Origin of the sequence: Streptomyces sp. NPDC001292, from assembly GCF_042896465.1 — a bacterium.
Taxonomy (GTDB): Bacteria; Actinomycetota; Actinomycetes; order Streptomycetales; family Streptomycetaceae; genus Streptomyces.
Map to the genome: position 1 here is coordinate 215,199 of NZ_JBIAXG010000007.1, position 20,105 is coordinate 235,303.

Annotated in this window: 13 protein-coding genes and 1 pseudogene; 11 read left to right on the forward strand and 3 right to left on the reverse strand. The window is 73.2% G+C overall.

Annotation, left to right across the window (positions count from 1 at the left end; genetic code table 11):
* Positions 1-5: 5 nt before the first annotated feature.
* The gene (locus tag ACFY4A_RS11390; RefSeq protein ID WP_390829170.1) at positions 6-1,676 is read right to left on the reverse strand and encodes a protein kinase; all 1,671 of its coding nucleotides are present in this window, start codon (positions 1,674-1,676) and stop codon (positions 6-8) included.
* A 504-nt stretch (positions 1,677-2,180) separates the two neighbouring features.
* Here ACFY4A_RS11390 and ACFY4A_RS11395 point away from each other — a divergent pair.
* From ACFY4A_RS11395 to galE, 9 genes and pseudogenes are all read left to right on the forward strand, one after another.
* Positions 2,181-5,981 (forward strand): FHA domain-containing protein, encoded by a 3,801-nt coding sequence (locus tag ACFY4A_RS11395; RefSeq protein WP_390829171.1) that lies wholly within the window; start codon positions 2,181-2,183, stop codon positions 5,979-5,981.
* Positions 5,982-6,145: 164 nt separating this feature from the next.
* Entirely contained in the window at positions 6,146-7,534 is a 1,389-nt protein-coding gene (locus tag ACFY4A_RS11400) for an ABC transporter substrate-binding protein (protein ID WP_390829172.1), read from the forward strand.
* Positions 7,535-7,541: 7 nt separating this feature from the next.
* Positions 7,542-8,885, forward strand: coding sequence for a carbohydrate ABC transporter permease (locus tag ACFY4A_RS11405; RefSeq protein WP_390829173.1), 1,344 nt, complete (start codon positions 7,542-7,544; stop codon positions 8,883-8,885).
* Entirely contained in the window at positions 8,882-9,793 is a 912-nt protein-coding gene (locus ACFY4A_RS11410; protein WP_390829174.1) for a carbohydrate ABC transporter permease, read from the forward strand. The genes ACFY4A_RS11405 and ACFY4A_RS11410 overlap by 4 nt, the downstream gene beginning before the upstream one ends.
* A 610-nt stretch (positions 9,794-10,403) precedes the next feature.
* Positions 10,404-10,694 (forward strand): annotated as a pseudogene (locus ACFY4A_RS11415) (glycosyltransferase family 2 protein); the annotation flags it as partial.
* Between the two features lie 49 nt (positions 10,695-10,743).
* Positions 10,744-11,175 (forward strand): hypothetical protein, encoded by a 432-nt coding sequence (locus ACFY4A_RS11420; protein ID WP_390829198.1) that lies wholly within the window; start codon positions 10,744-10,746, stop codon positions 11,173-11,175.
* Between the two features lie 140 nt (positions 11,176-11,315).
* Entirely contained in the window at positions 11,316-12,602 is a 1,287-nt protein-coding gene (locus tag ACFY4A_RS11425) for a glycosyltransferase 87 family protein (protein WP_390829194.1), read from the forward strand.
* Between the two features lie 44 nt (positions 12,603-12,646).
* Entirely contained in the window at positions 12,647-14,263 is a 1,617-nt protein-coding gene (locus ACFY4A_RS11430) for a glycosyltransferase family 2 protein (protein WP_390829195.1), read from the forward strand.
* A 58-nt stretch (positions 14,264-14,321) separates the two neighbouring features.
* Positions 14,322-15,302 (forward strand): UDP-glucose 4-epimerase GalE, encoded by a 981-nt coding sequence (galE, locus tag ACFY4A_RS11435; RefSeq protein WP_390829175.1) that lies wholly within the window; start codon positions 14,322-14,324, stop codon positions 15,300-15,302.
* A gap of 671 nt (positions 15,303-15,973) precedes the next feature.
* Here the strand turns inward: galE and ACFY4A_RS11440 are convergent.
* Positions 15,974-16,612, reverse strand: a complete 639-nt coding sequence (locus ACFY4A_RS11440; RefSeq protein WP_390829176.1) for a TetR/AcrR family transcriptional regulator — start codon at positions 16,610-16,612, stop codon at positions 15,974-15,976.
* A 169-nt stretch (positions 16,613-16,781) separates the two neighbouring features.
* On the opposite strand from ACFY4A_RS11440, the gene ACFY4A_RS11445 reads away from it, so the two are divergent.
* Both ACFY4A_RS11445 and ACFY4A_RS11450 read left to right on the forward strand, forming a co-directional pair.
* The gene (locus ACFY4A_RS11445) at positions 16,782-17,696 is read left to right on the forward strand and encodes an ABC transporter permease (protein WP_390829177.1); all 915 of its coding nucleotides are present in this window, start codon (positions 16,782-16,784) and stop codon (positions 17,694-17,696) included.
* On the forward strand, positions 17,671-18,498 hold the full coding sequence (locus ACFY4A_RS11450) for an ABC transporter ATP-binding protein (protein WP_390829196.1): 828 nt from the start codon (positions 17,671-17,673) through the stop codon (positions 18,496-18,498). Before ACFY4A_RS11445 ends, ACFY4A_RS11450 begins: the two co-directional genes overlap by 26 nt.
* A 30-nt stretch (positions 18,499-18,528) precedes the next feature.
* Here the strand turns inward: ACFY4A_RS11450 and ACFY4A_RS11455 are convergent, their stop codons facing one another.
* Positions 18,529-20,043 (reverse strand): hypothetical protein, encoded by a 1,515-nt coding sequence (locus tag ACFY4A_RS11455; RefSeq protein WP_390829178.1) that lies wholly within the window; start codon positions 20,041-20,043, stop codon positions 18,529-18,531.
* Positions 20,044-20,105: the final 62 nt, after the last annotated feature.

Here is a 20,105-nt window from a genome sequence, read left to right on the forward strand (position 1 = left end):
CGCGGCTAGTTGCCGCCGCCGTTGCCGCCGCCCAGGTTCTTGACCCAGTCGCTCACCGTGCCGGCCCAGGAGCTCAACTGCTCCCAGTAGCCCTTGCCGGTACCGATCCACTGCTGCAACGGCGTCAGTTCCCAGACGAGCCAGCCGGCCACCACCAGGATGACGATCGTGAACAGGCAGCCCTTGAGGCAGCCGAGACCGGGGATCTTCATCGGGTTCGCGCTGCGCTGCCGCGGCGGCCTCGGCTCGCGCACCGGCCGCCGGGGTTCCGGCTGGGCGGGCGGCGCGTACCGCTGGGGCTGGGGCGCGTACCGCTGCGGCTGTTGCTGCTGATGGCCGCGACCGGGCTGCGCCTGGGGACGCCGCGGCTGCTGCTGGGGCCGGGCGACCTGCCGCTGGGGACGGCGGCGCAGCGGGTCCTCGCCGGGGTCCAGGTACTGGACCTGCGTCTGCTCGTTGCGGTCGCGGGCGGCACGCAGCTGGTTCTGCCAGGGGTGCGGCTGCTCGGGCTGCTGGTTCCCGTACGGCCCGCCGCCGGCGCCGTTCATGTCGCCCGGCTGCCCCTGTGGCATCGGCGGCATCACGCGCGTGGAGTCGGCGCCGCCGTGGGCGGGCAGCGCGGTGGTCGGATCGGCCGCACCGGGCACGCCCGTGTGCGGCAGGACGCTGGTCGCGGCGTTCGGGTCGTACGAGGCCGCGCCCTGCGGCAGCACCTGCGTGGGGTCGGCCGCGCCGGGCACGTCGGGGGCGGGCACGGTCGCGGGCGCCGGGTCGGGCGCCAGCAGCGCCCCCACGCCCTCCGCGGCGGCGATCTGCGCGGCGCTCGCGTGCACGCCCACGCCGTCGGCGACGACGCGCAGCCCTCGGGCCAGGTTCTCGGCGCCGGGCCGTTCGTCGGGGTTCTTGCGCAGGCAGCGCTCGATGACCGTCCACAGCGGGTCGGGGACGGTGGACGGGCGGCGCGGTTCGGCGCTCAGGTGCTGGTGCAGGACCTCGAGCGCCGACCCGCCGGAGAACGGCGGACGGCCGGTGACCAGCTCGTACAGCAGGATCCCTGCGCCGTAGACGTCGACCGCGGAGGTCTGCGGCCGGCCCTCGGCGGACTCGGGCGCGACGTACGCGGGCGTGCCGACGAACTCGTGGGTGCGGGTGAGTCCGGGCGAGTCGGCCAGACGGGCGATGCCGAAGTCGGTCAGCATCGGGTGCATCTGCCCGCCGTCCTGCCTCAGCAGGACGTTGGCCGGCTTCAGGTCGCGGTGCACGACCCCGTCGGCGTGGCTCGCGGCGAGCGCGTCGGCGATCTGGGCGGTGAGCAGCGCGGCGGCCACCGGCGTGAAGGGGCCGTTCTCGCGCAGGTAGCGGTGCAGGTCGGGGCCGTCGACGAGGTCCATGACCAGCGCCAGCAGATCGCCCTCGACCACCAGGTCGCGCACCCGCACGATGTTCGGGTGGGTCAGCCGGAGCAGGACGGACCGCTCCCGCAGGAACCGCATCACGATGTCGGAGTCGTTCGCCAGCTCCTCCTTGAGGACCTTGATGGCGACGGTCTCACCGGGCTGCCCGGGCACGGCCGCCTCAGCGCCCGCTGCCTCCCGCTGGCGGGCTCGCCAGACGGTCCCGGTGGCACCGCGTCCGAGCGGCTCCTCCAGGAGGTACTTGCTGCCTACCGGCCGCACGTCATGCGCTCCCTGCTGCTTGCTTGCCTGAACCCGCGCTTCTGGGGCGTCCCGCGGGTGCTGCGACCCGCCGCGCGGGTGTTCCGACCCACTTTAGTGCCGCCCTCCGCGGTGCCGGGCGGTCGAGCTGCTGCGCCCGGTGCTGCCGGCCCGCGCAGCGCCGGCTGCTTCCACGGCGACGTACGCACGGGATCCCGTACATGTTCGATGGAAAGACGCTCGGCTCGGGTCGGTTGGTTGCCCGGTACGGGCATGAACGATCTCAAGCAGGCGTCGAGCGGACATTCGCCGGGCATCGGCCGGGAACTTTTGCGGGCAGAGCCGACCAATCAAGATCACTTGCCGGTGGGCGGCGGGCGCGGTGTCGGTGGTAGGTGCGAGGATGCCTCCAGAACTGGCCGACGTGCTCGTGCGGCGGTGGGGAAAGTCCGCGGTGGGGGACCGCGGGGCGGTTTCGCCCCACGCCGGCCGCGGGCGCCCGCGCAGAAGGGACCGCTGACGGCGATGCAGATCCGGCTGACCGTCGTAGATCCGCTGGGCCCGCCCTCCCCCACGGTCTCGGCCTCGCAGGAGCGGGGCGGCCACCCACCGGCGCGGAGCCGCGCCGCGAGCTGCGACGTGCTGGTCACGGCGCCCGCAGGCACCGCCCTGGCCGCGGTCGCGGCGGCGCTGGCCGCGGCGGTCTCCGGCGAGGGGACCTCGGCGTCCGAGCGGGGCGCGTCCGGCGGCCGGGAGCCGGGGGCGGGCCCCGTGGTCCTGTACGCGGGCGCGGAGCGGCTGGACGCCCAGCGCTGCACGCTCGGTGAGCCCCCGCTGCTCGACGGCGCGGTGCTGTCCCTGGGCGCCCCCGCCGACCCCGAGCCGCACCCCGAGCTCGACGACGCCCCGACCCAGCTGCACGTGGTCGCGGGGCCGGACGCGGGCGGGGTGCACCTGCTGCACGGCGGGCAGATCACCGTGGGCCGTTCCGCCGACGCCGACGTGCCGCTGGACGACCCCGACGTCTCGCGGGTGCACTGCGCGGTGACGGTGGCCCCCGACGGCGGCGTCTCGGTCGCCGACCTGGGCTCCACCAACGGCACGGTGCTGGACGGCAGGCCCGTCGGCTCCCGCCCGGTCCGCTTCGCCCCGGGGGCACTGCTGCGCATCGGCGAGTCGGCCCTGCGTCTGACACCGGCCGCGGGACCGGACGCCCGCGTACGGACGACCCCCGACGGGGAGGGCCATGTGCGGATCCCCTCCGGGGGCGCGCCCGCACCGGTCACCGCCACCACCGCGCACGAGCCCGTACGGGACGGCGTGAGCGACGGCGACGACGACGGCAGCGGTTCGCACGCGGCGGCCACGCGCGCGTACGGCGATGCCACGGGCCCGACCGTGACCCACCGGGGGACACTCACGCCGCACCCGCCGGAAACCCAGGCGCACGGACCCGTCGCACCTCCCGCGGTCCCCGCGCAGGCCGACGCGCCACTGATCGAGAGCGGCGCAGGCGCTCACAGCGCGCAGGCGCAGCCGCCCGTGCCCTTCACCATCACGGCCGACGGCGGCACCGGCGTGCCGCAGGTCCTGCGCCGGCGCGGCGGGCTCGGGGCGTGGGCACGGCGGCTGACCGGCGGGCGCGGCGAGCAGGCGGCCGACCGGCGTGGGACGTACGACGGCACGGCGGCGGACGTACGCGCGCAGGACGCGCCCGCGTGGCGCACCGCGCCGCAGCAGCCGGAGACCTGGCCGGACCCGGCGGCCCTGCTGCTGACGGCCCTCGGCCCGGGACCGCGGCTGTGGGAGCGCGGGCCGGGGCACCCGGAAGCGCTCACCGTGCGGCTCGGCACGGCCGACCGGCCGGCCCCCGACGGCTCGGGGCTGCTGCCCGCGGTCCCGGTCACCGCAGACCTGCGCGAGGTGGGCGCACTGGGCCTGGCCGGACCGCGCGCCCGCCTGTCGGGACTGGCCCGCGCGGTGCTCGCCCAGCTCGCCGCGGCGCACTCCCCTGACGCGCTCGAGATCGTCCTGCTCAGCGCCGGCGGCGCCCGCCCGCTGGAGGAGCGCACCGCCGAGTGGTCCTGGCTCGGCTGGCTGCCGCACGTCCGCCCGGCCCACGGCCAGGACTGCCGCCTCCTGCTCGCCTACGACCGCGAGCAGGCCGCGGCCCGCACGGACGAACTGCTCCGGCGCATGGAGGACCACACGGCGGACCACCGAAGCGGCGCCCCCGCTTCCGGGACGGGCCGCACGGCCGACGGCCAGCGGGCGCAGGACGCGCGCGCCGGCGCCCGGCGGCCCTCCTGGGCGCGGGACGACGACCCGGCGGACGAGCCGGGCTTCGCGGGGCCGTACACGGTGGTGGTCGTGGACGGCGACCCGGGCGGCACGGCGGTGCGCGAGGCGGTGGCACGCCTGGCGCACGAGGGTCCCCGGGCCGGGATACACGTCGTGTGTCTCGCCGAGACGACGCCCGCCTCGCCCGCCTCCCCGGTGACGGACACCTACGAGGCGGCGTGCGCGGTGTCGCCGGCGTTCGGGGAGTGCGGAGCCGTCGCCCTGCTCAGCGGCGACGTGGCGACGGCACTGCGGCTGATGCGCGTCGCGGGACATCCGGCCGCGGCCCATCCGGTTCCGGCTCCCCCGGACAGCGGATCCGAGCGGATCCGGCGGCACCCGGGCGACCCCCTCCGCGCACCGCACGCCGACGCGGCCGCCGGGACCCCGGCGGCACGACCCCCGCACCGCACCCCCATATCCCCCGGCACCGTCGCCGTCGTCGACGCGGTGTCCCCGGCGTGGGCCGAGCGGTTCGCGCGGGCCCTGGCGCCCCTGCGGACGGACGGGCCCGGAGCGGACCGGCCGGCCCGGGTGTCGGCGCCGTTGCCCCTGTCGGCGCGGTTGCTGGACGAGTTGGGGCTGGCCCGGGCCACCCCGGCCTCGCTCCAGGCCCGCTGGGCGGACGCGGCCGACGACACGGCGGCCCTGGGCGGGCGTGCCTCGGCGATACTGGGCGCCGGTCCGCGCGGGCCGGTCTGCGCCGACCTCGTGACCGAAGGACCGCACCTGCTGATCGAGGGTCCGGCGGGCAGCGGCCGTACGGAACTGCTGCGATCCGTCGTCGCCTCGCTCGCCGCCGCCGAGCGCCCCGACCGCCTCGGCATCGTGCTCGTGGACGGCCGGGACGGCACCGGCGCGGGCGGCGGGCACGGCGACGGCCTGCGGGTCTGCACGGACGTGCCGCACGTGACCACCCACCTCACCGCCAACGACCCCGTCCGCATGCGGGAGTTCGCCCAGTCGCTGAGTGCCGAGCTGAAACGTCGGGCCGAACTGGTGGGGCTGACGGACTTCACCGAGTGGCACACCCGACGTGAGGTCTCCGGCCGCATCGTCCCCCAACGCACACCGACGCCCTCCGGCGCGCCCGGCCCGACCCCGGCCTACGCAACCTCGAACGGCTCGGTCACGACCGGCTCCGACACCGCCCGCACCCCGCAGCGAACGGCGGCGACCCGCGGCACGTCCGAGCCGGGACACACCCCCACGGGCCCCACCGGCGCGGGCACGGCCGATACGGGCGCCCCCGGCGCAAGGACGACCGGCACGGGCACGCCCGGCTCGGACCCGGCCCGCGCCGCCCAGCGCACGGCAACCACCCACGGCGCATTGGCCCCGGGGCACACCGGCACGGCCCCGACCGGCCCGGGCGCCGTCGGCACCGGCGGTGCGGGGGACCTCGACAGCCCGCCGAGTTCGACGATGCGGCTGCGGCCCGCCGCCGCCCGCCGGCAGGCGGAGACCGCGCCGCCGCTGCCCCGACTGGTGGTGGTCGTCGACGACCTCGACGCCCTGGTCTCGCCCTCGCTCGGTTCGCCCGGCCGGCCCTCGGCCGGGTCGGTGATCCGCGCCCTGGAGGCGGTGGCCCGGGAGGGCGAGCGGCTCGGCGTCCACCTGGTGGCGGCCACCACGCCCGGCGGCCGTACGGCGCAGACCGAACCGGCGCGCCGGGCCGCGCTGCGGGTCACGCTCGACGCACCGGCCCCGGGACCGGACGAGCCGGCGCCCGGACGCGGCCGGCTGGCCTGTGCGGACGGCCGGGTGACGGCGTTCCAGGGCGGTCGAGTCACGGGCCGTATCCCCCGCACCGCGACCCAGCGCCCAACGGTCGTCCCGCTGGAGTGGCACTGCATGGGCGACCCGCCCACCCGGCGCTCGGTACGCGAGTTGGGCAACGGGCCGACGGATCTCGCCCTGCTGGCAAGCGCGTTGGAGCGCGCGGCGCGGGAGGTGTCGGCGGCCCACGTTCCCTCGTTGCTGTAATCAGCCCTCGCTGCCGTGATCACGAACTGACTATGAGTCACGACGTGGTCACGATCGCCCGGTTGACACCGTGGGCGCTCTTGCCGACTCCCGGACCCCGGCGTACACCAGAGCCCACGGGACAGCGCTCGGACGTTCGACGAGGAACGGAGAACGGGGCAGTCATGCGCAGCACGAGCAGCAACATCCTCAACCACAGGACCGCCAGGACCGCGGCGGCCGTCGCCGCGGGAGCACTGGCCCTCTCCCTCACCGCGTGCGGCGGAAGCGACGACAAGAAGAGCGGCGACGACGAAGGCAGCAGGGGCACGAAGCCCGGCGCCGCCGTCACCCTCCCCAAGCTGGACGGCGCGACGCTGGAGGTCGCCGCCGTCTGGACCGGCGGCGAGCAGAAGAACTTCAAGCAGGTCCTCGCCGAGTTCGAGAAACGCACCGGCGCGAAGGTCACCTTCGTCCCCGCCCAGGACCCGATCATCAACTTCCTCGGCTCCAAGATCGCGGGCGGCCGGCCGCCGGACGTGGCGCTGCTCCCGCAGCCCGGCGCCATCAAGCAGGCCGTGGACAAGAAGTGGGCCAAGCCGCTGGGCCCGGAGGCCCAGGCGCAGCTCGCCAAGAACTACTCGCGGGGATGGCAGGACATCGGCAAGGTCGACGGCACGCCGTACGGCGCCTACTACAAGGCCGCCAACAAGTCGCTGATCTGGTACAACGCCAAGGTCTTCGAGAACGCGGGCGCGAGTGAGCCCAAGACCTGGAAGGACCTGCTGAGCACCGCGCAGCAGGTCTACGACTCCGGGGTCACCCCGTTCTCCGTGGGCGGCGCCGACGGCTGGACCCTCACCGACTGGTTCGAGAACGTCTACCTCTCCCAGGCGGGCCCGGAGAAGTACGACCAGCTCGCCCAGCACAAGATCAAGTGGACGGACCCGTCCGTCAAGGACGCGCTCACCACGCTCGCCCAGATCTGGTCCAAGAAGGACTACATCGCGGGCGGCCCGAAAGGCGCGCTCCAGACCGAGTTCCCGGCCTCGGTGACCCAGACCTTCACCGGCGGCGACCAGCCGAAGGCCGGCATGGTCTACGAGGGCGACTTCGCCCAGGTCAACATCGGCGCGACCAAGGCCCAGGTGGGCACCGACGCGAAAGTCTTCCCGTTCCCGACCGTGGGCTCCGCCCCACCGGTGGTCTCCGGCGGCGACGCGGCCGTGATCCTGAAGGACTCCAAGGCGGCCCAGGCACTCGTCACCTTCCTGGCCTCGGCGGACGCGGCGACGATCCAGGCGAAGCTCGGCGGCTACCTGTCGCCGAACAGGAACGTGCCGAACTCGGCGTATCCGAACGAGGTCCAGCAGAAGATCGCCAAGGCGCTGATCGACTCGGGCGACGACTTCCGCTTCGACATGTCCGACCAGGCACCGCAGGCCTTCGGCGGCACGCCCGGCAAGGGCGAGTGGAAGGAACTCCAGGACTTCCTGAAGAACCCCTCGGACGTCGCGGGCACCCAGGCGAGGCTGGAGAAGGACGCGGCGGCGGCGTACGGCGGCGGGAGCTGATCCGGCGATGGCGCCGGCCACGGCGGCGGGAGCCTCGACGGGCCCCGCCGCGCCCCGCCGTCTCAAGAGCGTGACCGGCACCCGCAGGACCGTGGCGGCCCTCTTCCTGCTGCCCGCCCTGGTGCTGCTCGGCGCGCTCGTGGTCTACCCCATCGGGTACTCGGTCGTCCGCAGCTTCCACAACGCCTCCGGCGACGGCTTCGCCGGGTTCGACAACTACGAGGCCCTGTTCACCGACAACGGTATCCGCACCGCGCTGAAGAACAACATCATCTGGGTGGTGTTCGCACCGGCGGTCGCCACAGCGCTCGGTCTGATCTTCGCGGTGCTGACCGAACGGGTGCGCTGGGGAACGGCGTTCAAGCTGGTCGTCTTCATGCCGATGGCGATCTCCATGCTGGCGGCCGGGATCATCTTCCGGCTGGTGTACGACCAGGACCCGGACCGGGGCGTCGCCAACGCGGTGTGGGTCGGGGTGCACGACACCTTCGCGCAGTCCTCGGCGTTCCCGAAGGCCCACCCGGGCCGCGACTCACCGCTGAAGCCGGACCAGGGCGGCTTCATCACCTCGGCCACGGTCCGCACCGGCGAGTCGGTGGCCCTGCCTCTCGTCGGTGTCGCCCCCGACCAGATGCCCAAGAGCGCGAAGAAGGCCGTGCGGGCCGAGCCGGAGCCGGGGAAGATCACTGGCACCGCCTGGCAGGACTTCACACGCGGCAAGGGGGTCGGGAAGCTCGGCGCGGTCGACCCGTCGGAGTTCGGCTACGCCGGGATGCGGATCGAGGCGGTCAGGGACGGCAAGGTGGTCGCGTCGTCGAAGGCCGCCGGCGACGGCACGTTCACGCTGCCCGCCAAGGCGGACGGCTCTCAGCTCCGGCTCCCGGCGAGCAACTTCAAGGCCCCGTACAACGGCGTGGACTGGCTGGGCCCGTCGCTGGTCACCCCGGCCATCATCGGGGCGTACGTGTGGATGTGGGCCGGGTTCGCGATGGTGCTGATCGCCGCCGGGCTCGCGGGCGTGCCCAGGGAACTGCTGGAGGCGGCCCGGGTCGACGGCGCCAACGAGTGGCAGGTGTTCCGCAGGGTCACCGTGCCGCTGCTGGCACCCGTGCTCGCGGTCGTGGCGGTCACCCTGATGATCAATGTGCTGAAGATCTTCGACCTGGTCTTCATCATCGCCCCGGGATCCTCCCAGGACGACGCCAACGTCCTGGCCCTGGAGCTGTACCGCAAGGGCTTCTCGGAGGGACAGCCCGGTATCGCCAGCGCCATCGCGGTGTTCCTGCTGCTGATGGTCATCCCGGTGATGCTGTTCAACATGCGCAGGCTTCGGCGGGAGGTGCGGCGATGACGGCGCAAGCCGAGAGTCCGACGAAGACGGCGCCCGTTCCCGAGGCCGTGAAAACGAAGCCGTCCCTGGGGTCGCGGCTGGCGGAGGCCGTCAGCGGCGGTGCGGTGCGCGTCTTCCTGATCGTGGTGGGCCTGTTCTGGCTGGTCCCGACCATCGGCCTGCTGCTGTCGTCGCTCCGCGCGCCGGAGGACATGAGCGCGAGCGGCTGGTGGACCGTCTTCAGCAAGCCCGCGCAGCTCACCTTCGGCAGTTATCAGAAACTGCTGGAGAACGGCGACATCACCGACTCCGTGGTGAACACCGTCCTGATCACCGTGCCGGCGACGGTCCTGGTGGTCCTGGTCGGCTCGCTGGCGGGCTACGCCTTCGCGTGGATGGAGTTCCCCGGCCGGGACTGGTGGTTCCTGGCCGTGGTCGGTCTGCTGGTCGTGCCGGTGCAGGTGGCGCTCATCCCGATCGCCGAACTCTTCGGCAACATCGGCCTGTTCGGCACGATCTTCGGGGTGATCCTGTTCCACACGGGCTTCGGCCTGCCGTTCGCGGTGTTCCTGCTGCGGAACTTCTTCGCGGAGATCCCCCGCGAGCTGCTGGAGGCGGCCCGCCTCGACGGCGCCGGTGAACTGCGGCTGTTCGCCCGCGTCGTGATGCCGCTGGGCGGGCCCGCGATCGCGAGCCTGGGCATCTTCCAGTTCCTGTGGGTGTGGAACGACATGCTGGTCGCGCTGGTGTTCACCAAGTCCGGCACGCAGCCGATCACGGTCGCCCTCCAGACGCAGGTACGCCAGTTCGGCAACAACATCGACGTCCTGGCACCCGGGGCGTTCATCTCCATGGTGATCCCGCTGGCCGTGTTCTTCGCCTTCCAGCGGCAGTTCGTCTCGGGCGTGATGGCGGGGGCGGTCAAGTGACCGCGCGGGGCGGACGGTTCGGGGCGACCGCCGTCGGCCCGCCCTCCGCCGCCGGCCCGTCGTCCCCCAGATGCCTCAGCGGGCCGTGACCGACTCACTCCATCGGCCGTTCCCGGGCAGAACGCCCGCGTCGGCCCATGGATGCCCCCTTGCCCAGGTTCAGTGACATCGTCCCCGCGCACCGGGTCCCGGCGTACCCGCGCGCATACCTGGAGGCGTGCCGCCGCCGTTGCCGCGCCCTCGGCCTCCGGCGGGCGCTGCGCACCGGGGTGCGGTACGCGCTGGTCCGGCTGGGCCCGCACCGTGTGATCCGGGTGCTGCGACTGGTGACGGCCGTGTGCCGCCGGACGGTCGAGCGGGCCGTCAAGTTGCTGCGCGTGCTGCGGGCCGCCGTGCTGCGCGCCCGGTCGCGCACGGCGTGGCCGAGCCGGTCGCCGTCCTCCCGTGCCCTCGGGCGTCGTCGCAGGTCACGACCCCGAGCCGATGCCCGCTCGCAACCGTGCCGCAACCCGCCGGCCGGCAGGCCGTCACCCAGAGCCTTTGAACGCCGTTCGCTCTTCCGGGAGTCCGTACGCACGCAGCGGACCGGACCAATGGAAGAAAGAGCAGAATGCCCCGATTCAGCATCGTCGTCCCGTCGTATGGCGTCGCGGGCCGGCCGCCCCCGGCGCTGGACTCGGTCCTCGTCCAGCCCTTCGGGGACTTCGAGCTGATCGCGGTGTGCGACGGCCCGGCCGCCCCGGCCGTCGGCGTCGCCGGCGACCACACGGGGCGGGACTCGCGGGTGGTCCTGGCGCACTCGCCCCCGCCCGAGGGCCTCGGCGCGGCACGCAACGCCGGGACGCGGGCGGCGAGCGGCGCGCATCTGCTGTTCCTCGACGGCGACGGCACCCTGGTGCCGGGCGCGCTCCGCGCTTGCCGCCCGCCTGGAGGAGACGGGCTACGTCGACGTGCCGTACTTCGACCCGGCCGAGAGCGACGGCCTTCAGGACCTGCTCACCAACCACTACGCCCTGCCCGAGCGCGACCGTCCATGGCCGGAGCTGCTGCGGCTGGAGGGCGGGTTCCGGCTGGAGTGGCTGCGCCGGCAGCTGTGGCAGCCGCTGTTCGCCACCCTGCTCGCCGCCGGTGCGTGGGGCGCGCTGCGGCGGCGGGGGGCGTTCGGCCTCTTCGTGGTGGCGACGGCGTTCACCGGCCTTCTCACCCAGGCGGCGCGTCCCGACATCACCGTGTGGGGCGAACGGCTGATCGCGCCGGCGCGGCCGGTGCCGGTGGTGGGGGTGCCCCTGCCGCTGGAGCGCGTGGCGCGCCGGCCGGCGGCGGACGTCCCGGATCCGCGTACCCGCAGCCTGTCGGAGGAGTGGAGTGCGATCACTCGATGAAGTGCGAGGAAGCGATGCGGCTGACCGGGGACGACGCGGCGCGGGCCCCGCAGCCGGTTTGGTCCACTTGGCAGGCTCTTGTCGATGAAGTACGCGTATCAGCACATACACGGCTTTCATACGGATTACGATCCGCCGTGATGAGTGCCTTCCAGAGCGTGACGCGTCTTCTCACGCGTCCGTCGACGAGACACCGCCTCCTGGCCCTGACGGCCGCCTGGCTCCTGACGCGCGCCCTGATGCTGTGGCTGCTCGCCCACAACGGACTGCCCCTGCTGGGCCGGGGCTCGGTGGCGCGCGAGGTGTGGAAGCTGTACCAGCACTGGTACGTCCTGCTGTCCCACGGCGCGTTCCCGGCGCACGACACACTGTGGCAGTACCCGCCGGGCGCCGGGCCGGTGCTGCTGTCGCCCGCGCTGGTGCCGGGCCTGACGTACTTCCAGGCCTTCGTGGTGCTCACCGTCGCCGTCGACGCGCTGGTCACGCTGGCGCTGGCGCACGCGGGCACCCGTCCCGGCCGCAGCCTGAGCGGGGCCGGCTACTGGACGCTGGGCCTGCCCCTGCTGCTGCACGTCCCGCTGGCCCGCTACGACATCCAGGCCACCGCTTTGGCCGTGCTCTGCCTGCTGGCCCTGTCGCGCTCCACCCCCGCGTGCGGCGCGCTCGCCGCGCTGGGCGCCCTGGTGAAGGTGTGGCCGGCCCTGGCACTGCTCGGACTGCCCCGCGGCCGTGCGACCCGGTCGGCGTGGACATGGGCGGCCGCCACCGGCGCCGTCGTGCTGACCGTCCTCGTCGGCCTGTTCAGGAACCCGCTCGCCTTCGCGCGCCAGCAGGGCGGCCGGGGCGTGCAGATCGAGTCGTTCGGCGGCACCGCGCTCGCGCTGGCCACGCACGCCGGCTGGCCGGGCCGGGTGCGCTACCGGTACGGGGCCCTGGAGTTCACCGGGCCGTACGTCTCCACCGTCGCGCACCTCTCGCTGGTCCTGTCGGTGAGCGCCTGCGGGCTGCTGCTGCTGTGGCGGATCCGGGCCCGGCGATGGACACCGGCGACGCCGTACGACGCCGCGCTGAGCGCGGTCCTGCTGTTCACCGTCACCAGCCGGGTGATCAGCCCGCAGTACATGGTCTGGCTGCTCGGCCTCGCGGCGGTGTGTCTGACGTCACCGCTGACCACACAGCGGCCGGTCGCCGCGCTGATCGCGCCGGCGAGTCTGGTCAGCGTGATCGCATATCCCACCCTTTACGAACAGGTAGCCGCCTGCACGTGGACAGGTTGTGCCCTCATGCTGATTCGCAACGGTCTACTGGCCGCAGCCGCGCTATTCTCTTTCGCCCGGTTGTGGCGATCGACGAAATCGACGACGCCCGAAGGGGAACCCGAGTCATACGCACACCGTCTTCCGCACGGGACGCCAAGTCCCTCTTAACGGGAGATTACCGACCACCCCTACTATTCCCGCTCGTGGACTCCATGCCTCTGCACTCCGACCAGGCCACCGACGTCAGCGTCGTCGTGATCGGTTACAACGACGTCGCCCACATAGCCGACGCTGTGCGCTCGGCTCTCGCGCAGGGCCCCTCCGTCAGAGAGGTGGTCGCCGTCGACGACTGCTCGACCGACGGCACCTGCGAGCTGCTCGACCGCCTGGCCACGGCCGAACCGCGAGTGCGGGTGATCCGGCGCGAGGACAACAGCGGCGGCTGCGGCACCCCGCGCAACACCGGCATCGACGCGGTCACGACGCCGTACGTGATGTTCCTCGACAGCGACGACGTGCTGCCGCCGGGCGCGGTGGACGCGTTGCTCGCCGCCGCCCGGGAGGAGCAGGCCGAGGTCGTGAGCGGTCTGTGCGTGCGCCGTGAGCTGCCCTCGGGGCGCGAGGTGCCGTGGCAGCTGAAGCTCTACAGCGAGGGCGCCGTCCTCACCAGCCCCGCGCAGCTCCCGCGTCTCGTGCACGACACCCTGTGCGTCAACAAGCTGTATCGCACCGACTTCCTGCGCGAGCACGCGATCCGCTTCCCGGAGGGCCATTACCCGTACGAGGATTTCGTGTTCAACGCGCGTGTGCTGGCCGCCGAACCGCGCATGGCCCTTGTCCCGGACCAGGTGTACGTGTGGAATGTGCGCCGCTCCGCCGGGCAGCTGTCGATCTCGCTGGACCGCGCGAACATCGAGAACTGGCAGGCACGCACCGAGGCGAGCCGGTCGGCGTACGACATCCTTCTGAACGCCGGGCAGAAGGAGCTCGCGCGGGCGGCGCGCGCCAAGTTCCTCGACCACGAGCTGCGCATGTACGCGCGTGAGCTGAGCCTGCGCGACGCGGAGTACCGGCGCGCCTGGTGGGAGCACACCCGGCAGTACCTCGGCGAGTTCGACGCGGCCGATTGGGCCGTCAACCCGACGGCCTCCGGGCGCCTCCTCGGACGGGTGATTCTCGCGTCGCCCGAGCCGCGCGATCTGCCGCGTCTGAAGGAGCTCGCCGCCCGCCCGGCCCGTCTGTGCCCGCCCTACGCCCGGGACAAGGACGGCACCCCCGTCTGGGCGGACGACCTCCCCCAGATCAGCCTGGAGCCCTACCTGGTCCGGCCGGTCCACGTCCTGCCCCTGGCCGTGGACGCGGAACTGCGCCCGTACGCGGGTACCAGCGTGCTGTGGCTGCGCCTGCACGACCTGTACGGCAGGGTGGCGTCCGCCGGGCCCGAGGCCCTGGAGGTGGAGTGGCGGCACCGTGAGGCGGGGCGCACGGTCCAGAGCGCCACCGTCCCGCTCACGCCGTCCGAGGACGGCACCTGGTCGGCCGAGACGGGCGTGGACCTCGCGGGGCTGGGGGCCGGCACCTGGGACCTGCGGCTGCGGGTGTGCTTCGCCGACGGCACGAGCCGTGAGGTGACGGCGCACGCGCGCGCGGGCGGCGGTCTGCTGCGCCGCCGCGTCGTGCCGAGCCTGCGCTACGGCGTCCTGCTGGTCCAGCCGTACGTCACGCATTCCGGCGCGCTGGCGCTGCGGCTGGCGGCGGGACTGCGCGGGGTGACGTCCGTGCTGCGCGGCAGACTGCGCCGCCTGCTCCACCGGGCCGCGCCCCAATGAGCGCACCACGACCCGCATCCACACGACGACCTGGGCCGACTGACGAGGAGACGCCCGCATGACCTGGCTGATCACCGGCGGCGCCGGCTACATCGGAGCGCACGTCGTCCACGCGATGACCGAGGCGGGCGAGCGGGCGGTGGTGTACGACGACCTGTCCACCGGCATCGCCGAGCGTGTCCGGCGGGACGTCCCGCTGGTCGTGGGCTCCACTCTGGACAGCGATCGGGTGGCGCGTGCCCTCGCCGAGCACGAGGTGACCGGTGTCGTCCATCTGGCGGCGAAGAAGCAGGTGGGTGAGTCGGTGGACCGGCCCCTGCACTACTACCGGGAGAACGTCGAGGGCCTGCGGGTCCTGCTGGAGGCGGTGACGGCGGCCGGGGTCGGGGCCTTCGTGTTCTCCTCCTCGGCGGCCGTGTACGGCATGCCGGACGTGGATCTGGTCACGGAGGAGACGCCGTGCGTGCCGATGTCGCCTTACGGCGAGACGAAGCTGGCCGGCGAGTGGCTGGTGCGCGCGACCGGCCGGGCGACGGGGCTCTCCACGGCGTCCCTGCGGTACTTCAACGTGGCGGGCGCGGCGAGCCCGCCACTGGCGGACGTCGGCGTCTTCAACCTGGTCCCCATGGTCTTCGAACGACTGACCGAGCACGCGCCCCCGCGCGTCTTCGGAGACGACTACCCCACGCCGGACGGCACCTGCATCCGTGACTACATCCACGTGGCGGACCTCGCGGAGGCCCACGTGGTCGCGGCTCGCGCCCTGCGCTCCGACCCCGGTCTCGACCTCACCCTGAACATCGGCCGCGGCGAGGGCGTCTCGGTGCGCGAGATGATCGACACGATCAACGCCGTCACCGGCTACGACAGCCCCCCGACGGTCACCCCCCGCCGCCCCGGCGACCCCGCCCGCGTCGTCGCCTCCGCCGACCGCATCGCCACGGAACTCGGCTGGAAGGCCAGGCGCGACCTCCACGACATGATCACCTCAGCCTGGCAGGGTTGGCTCCACCACCACCCCCAGGCTGCCCGCACCTGACCCCCACCACCCAACGCCACCGGCCCCGCTTCCGCGGACCCGGTGGCGTCCTCATACACCGACGACGGGCCGGCACACGCCTGGCGAGCCCCCTCACAGGTCGGCCAGGGCAACGACCACAGGGGCCGAACAGGACAGGCCGCGCACCGGACGACGCCCCGCCCAGACCAGGTCAACCGGCGAGCGCACGGGCTTGCGATCCCACGGCCCGGACGGACGGCCCGCACCGGACGGACCACGACCAGCCAGACCGGAACCCCGCGGCACGGCCCCGCAGGAGGGAGACCGGTGGCGTCCTCATACACCGACGACGGGCCGGCACACGCCTGGCGAGCCCCCTCACAGGTCGGCCAGGGCAACGACCACAGGGGCCGAACAGGACAGGCCGCGCACCGGACGACGCCCCGCCCAGACCAGGTCAACCGGCGAGCGCACGGGCTTGCGATCCCACGGCCCGGACGGACGGCCCGCACCGGACGGACCACGACCAGCCAGACCGGAACCCCGCGGCACGGCCCCGCAGGCGGGGGACGGCCGCGGGGGCGGCCACCCGCGGTGTGCTCCGCTCACGGTGGGCGGCTGACTCAGCCCGGGCTCGGTGGCGGCGTGCCGCCGGATGCGGTCGCCCCCGGTGACGTCGAAGACCGGCCCCGGGGCGCGGGAACTCCGTGTCAGAGGGCCTTGATCGCCTCGGCCGTCGCCCGGGTGAGGGCGTCCAGGTAGCCCTTGGGGAGCTTCGGCGTGCGGATGACGACCGCGCGCCAGTACAGCGGGCCCGAGATCAGGTCGAGGGTCAGGTCCCGGTCCAGACCGGCGCGGATCTCGCCGCGGCGCTCGGCCGCCGCCAGGATGCTGCTGGCCACGCTCTCCTGACCGTCGCGCAGGGCCTTCCGCATGGCCTCGGCGATGTCCGGGTTGCGGGCCGCCTCCGCTTGGAGGTCCGGGATGATCTGCGAGGCGATGGGGTGACGCAGGGCCCGGGAGGTCACCTCGTACAGCAGCCGCAGGTCGCTCTCCAGGGAGCCGGTGTCCGGCGCGGGCAGGCCCTGCACGGCGAGCGCCGAGACGATGTCCAGCACCAGGTGCAGCTTGGAGCGCCACCGGCGGTAGACGGCCGTCTTGCCGACGCCGGCGCGCCGCGCGATCCCCTCGATGGACATCCGCGCGTAGCCGACGGACGCCAGTTCCTCGAAGACCGCCGCCCGGATCGCCTCCGTCACGTCCTCCCGGAGCACGGCCGCCCCGGCGGGGACCCTGCGGCGGGGGCGCGTCTGGGGCTCGTCGGCGTTCGTCGTCATGGGCCCAAGCATAGGGCGTTACGACGAAACGGTTGCGTTGCGGCGTCACTTCGCCGTACGCTCACGTTGCGACGATACGGTCCCGTTCCGACGTAAGAAAACGTGAAGAGAACCGTAAGGAAACGAACGGCGACACGGAGCCGGACCCCCGCACCACCTCCCCCGAGCGAAAGCAGCGGATGTGAGCCAGGTCCTCCACACACCGCCCCACACCCCGGCCCCGGCCGAGGACGACCTCGCGGCGCTCGCCGCCCGCCACGGCCTGTCGGTCAGCGGCGCCCGCCCCTCCCTGCCCGAGTACGTCCGCCGGCTGTGGGCGCGGCGCCACTTCATCAGCGCCTTCGCCACCGCCAAGCTCACCGCCCAGTACAGCCAGGCGAAGCTCGGCCAGATCTGGCAGGTCGCCACCCCGCTGCTGAACGCGGCGGTGTACTACTTCATCTTCGGCATTCTCATGGGCACCAGCCGCGGCGTGGCGGACTACATCCCGTTCCTGGTGACGGGCGTGTTCATCTGGACGTTCACACAGAACTCGATCATGGCGGGCACCCGGGCGATCTCCGGCAACCTCGGCCTGGTGCGGGCCCTGCACTTCCCGCGGGCCGCGCTGCCGGTCTCCTTCGCGCTTCAGCAGCTCCAGCAACTGCTGTTCTCGATGGTCGCCCTCCTGGCGATCCTGCTCTGCTTCGGCATGACGCCCACCATGTCGTGGGTGCTGGCCGTCCCGGTGCTGCTGCTCCAGTTCGTGTTCAACGCCGGCGTCTCCATGATCATGGCCCGGATGGGCGCCAAGACGCCGGACATCGCCCAGCTGATGCCGTTCCTCCTGCGCACCTGGATGTACGTCTCCGGTGTGATGTGGAGCATCGACAAGACGCTGGACCACGGCAACATGCCGCACGTGCTGAAGGTGCTGCTGCAGTCCAATCCGGCCGCCGTCTACATCGACCTGATGCGCTTCGCGCTGATCGACAGTTTCAAGGCGCACCAGCTCCCCCACCATGTGTGGGCGTACGCGCTGGGCTGGGCGCTGTTCGCCGGGGTCGGCGGCTTCATCTACTTCTGGAAGGCTGAGGAGACTTACGGCCGTGGCTGAGCTGAGCACCGACAGGATTCCCACCGTCGTCGTCGACGGGGTCGACATCGTCTACCGGGTCAACGGCACCGGCTCCGGCCGCGGTTCGGCGACCGCCGCCCTCAACCGGATCCTGCGCCGCGAGAAGGCCGAGAAGGCGGCCGGCGTACGCCGGGTGCACGCGGTCAAGAAGGTCTCGTTCGTCGCCTACAAGGGCGAGGCCATCGGCCTGATCGGCACCAACGGCTCCGGCAAGTCGACGCTGCTCAAGGCGGTCGCCGGACTCCTGCCCGTGGAGAACGGCAGGATCTACACCGACGGCCAGCCCTCGCTGCTCGGCGTGAACGCGGCGCTGATGAACGACCTGACCGGCGAGCGCAACGTCCTCCTCGGCGGACTGGCCATGGGCATGTCCCGCGAGGAGATCAAGGAGCGCTACCAGGACATCGTCGACTTCTCCGGCATCAACGAGAAGGGCGACTTCATCACGCTCCCGATGCGCACGTACTCCTCGGGCATGGCCGCCCGGCTGCGCTTCTCCATCGCCGCCGCCAAGGACCACGACGTCCTGCTGATCGACGAGGCGCTGGCCACGGGCGACCGTTCCTTCCAGCGGCGCTCGGAGAAGCGGATCCGCGAGCTGCGCGCGCAGGCCGGCACGGTGTTCCTGGTCAGCCACAGCAACGCCTCCATCCGCGACACCTGCGAACGCGTCCTGTGGCTGGAACGCGGCGAACTGCGCATGGACGGCCCCACCGAGGAGGTCCTCCAGGCCTACGAGGCCTTCACGGGCGGCCCCGACAAGAAGAAGACCAAGCGATAGCCTCACGCCGCCCCGCGTCCGGCGGGTCGGTCAGGGCGTGACCGCGTACAGGACCTGGCCGCCCGGGCCATGGGTCACCGCGCGCAGTTCGGGGTCGTGGCGAGGCCTGCTTCCGTCCACGACCCAGCGCACGTCATAGGTGCGCAGGATGTCCCTGCGTACGGCCTCCGGCGTGCGGCGCGTGTAGTAGCGCCGCACCGCCCACTCGCGCCGCGACTCGTCCGGCAGGAAGAAGTCCGGGTAGCCGGGGGCGACGGTGTACGGGCCGTAGGCCGGGATCAGCCGGGAGGGCAGGTCCCGGGCCATGACCACGTCCCCGTGCTTCACGTACGGCGTGATCCAGTAGTAGCCGGTCCACGTCGGGGTGTAGCCGGCCGCCAGCACGTCCGGCAGCGCCGCGCGCCCGATGGCGTACCCGAGCACGCCGGCCTGGGTCCACGCGCCCAGGGCCAGCGCGCCGCCCAGCACCCACGCCCAGCGGGTCCGCACGACCCGCCGGCCGCCCTGCACCACCTCCAGCGCGGCGGCGAGCTGGGCCGGGACGAGGGCGGCGGGCAGCGTCCGGCCCCAGGCGTAGTGGCCGGTGGCGAAGCCCGTCGCGCAGACCAGCGTGCCCAGCACGAAGAAGATCACCAGCGGGTCCCGCCGGTCGCGCCGCCACCGCAGGACCAGCGCGGCCACTCCGAGCAGGGCGAGCCAGTAGCGGCCGAGGAAGCGCGTGTAGAGCGCCCGGTGCACCTCCTCCAGATCGCGTCCGGCCGAGAACAGGGCGAAGAAGTCGTAGTACGGCCACAGCCACAGCACCAGCAGACCCAGGGCCGCCCCGGCCGCGAGCCGCGGCCACAGGGCACGCGGGGGCCGGGCCGCGAGCACCATGGCCAGACCGCCGAGTGTGGCGACGAACCCGGTGAACTGATGGCACAGCAGGATCAGCGCCCACAGCGCCCCGAGCCCCAGCCACACCTCCCACCCGGCCGCCGCGTGCAGCGCCCGGGTGAGCCAGGCCCAGTGGTGGAAGGCGAGGCCGAGGGCCAACACGCTGGGATACGACACCGTCAGCGCGAGGGAGTTGAGGGAGAGGAAGCCGCTCCAGTTGATGAGCTCCGTACCCCACAGGAGAACCAGACTCAGGGCGGCCAGGGCGGGCGCGGCCCGGTGCGCGCTCAGCGTCCTGACGTACCGCCACACGCCCGTCGCCAGCAACGTGAGCCCGGTGAGCGCGGCGAGCCGCAGCACGACGAACACCGACAGACCGCCGGCCCGGGCGACACAGCCGAGCAGCAGCATCCACGGCGAGTAGTACGGGCTCGGGGTGTCGGCGTCGACGAGCGGATTGCCGGGGTGGAACAGGTTGTGGCGCAGCCGCTGAATGGTCGCCGCGTGCATGCCCAGGTCACCGGCCCAGGGCAACCGGACGATCACCAGGAGCAGCAGGGCGACGAGTAACGCGGCGGCCGCGTGAAGCGCGTAGGCCCCTCCTGTGGCAGCCGGCGGGCGGGGGACGGTCGTGCCCGCTGACGGTGCCTCAGTCGGCGTGGTGCGCATCGTGCCGGAAGAGCCAGGTGCGACTGCCGAGGGAGTGGAATGCCGTATTCCATGACCGCACG

What these genes read in the sequence shown, in the direction of transcription:
- ACFY4A_RS11395 (WP_390829171.1), top strand. Translation starts at nt 2,181, where the DNA reads ATGCAGATCCGGCTGACCGTCGTAGATCCGCTGGGCCCGCCCTCCCCC.
- ACFY4A_RS11400 (WP_390829172.1), top strand. Translation starts at nt 6,146, where the DNA reads ATGCGCAGCACGAGCAGCAACATCCTCAACCACAGGACCGCCAGGACC.
- ACFY4A_RS11405 (WP_390829173.1), top strand. Translation starts at nt 7,542, where the DNA reads ATGGCGCCGGCCACGGCGGCGGGAGCCTCGACGGGCCCCGCCGCGCCC.
- ACFY4A_RS11410 (WP_390829174.1), top strand. Translation starts at nt 8,882, where the DNA reads ATGACGGCGCAAGCCGAGAGTCCGACGAAGACGGCGCCCGTTCCCGAG.
- ACFY4A_RS11425 (WP_390829194.1), top strand. Translation starts at nt 11,316, where the DNA reads ATGAGTGCCTTCCAGAGCGTGACGCGTCTTCTCACGCGTCCGTCGACG.
- ACFY4A_RS11430 (WP_390829195.1), top strand. Translation starts at nt 12,647, where the DNA reads ATGCCTCTGCACTCCGACCAGGCCACCGACGTCAGCGTCGTCGTGATC.
- galE (WP_390829175.1), top strand. Translation starts at nt 14,322, where the DNA reads ATGACCTGGCTGATCACCGGCGGCGCCGGCTACATCGGAGCGCACGTC.
- ACFY4A_RS11440 (WP_390829176.1), bottom strand. Translation starts at nt 16,612, where the DNA reads ATGCTTGGGCCCATGACGACGAACGCCGACGAGCCCCAGACGCGCCCC.
- ACFY4A_RS11455 (WP_390829178.1), bottom strand. Translation starts at nt 20,043, where the DNA reads ATGCGCACCACGCCGACTGAGGCACCGTCAGCGGGCACGACCGTCCCC.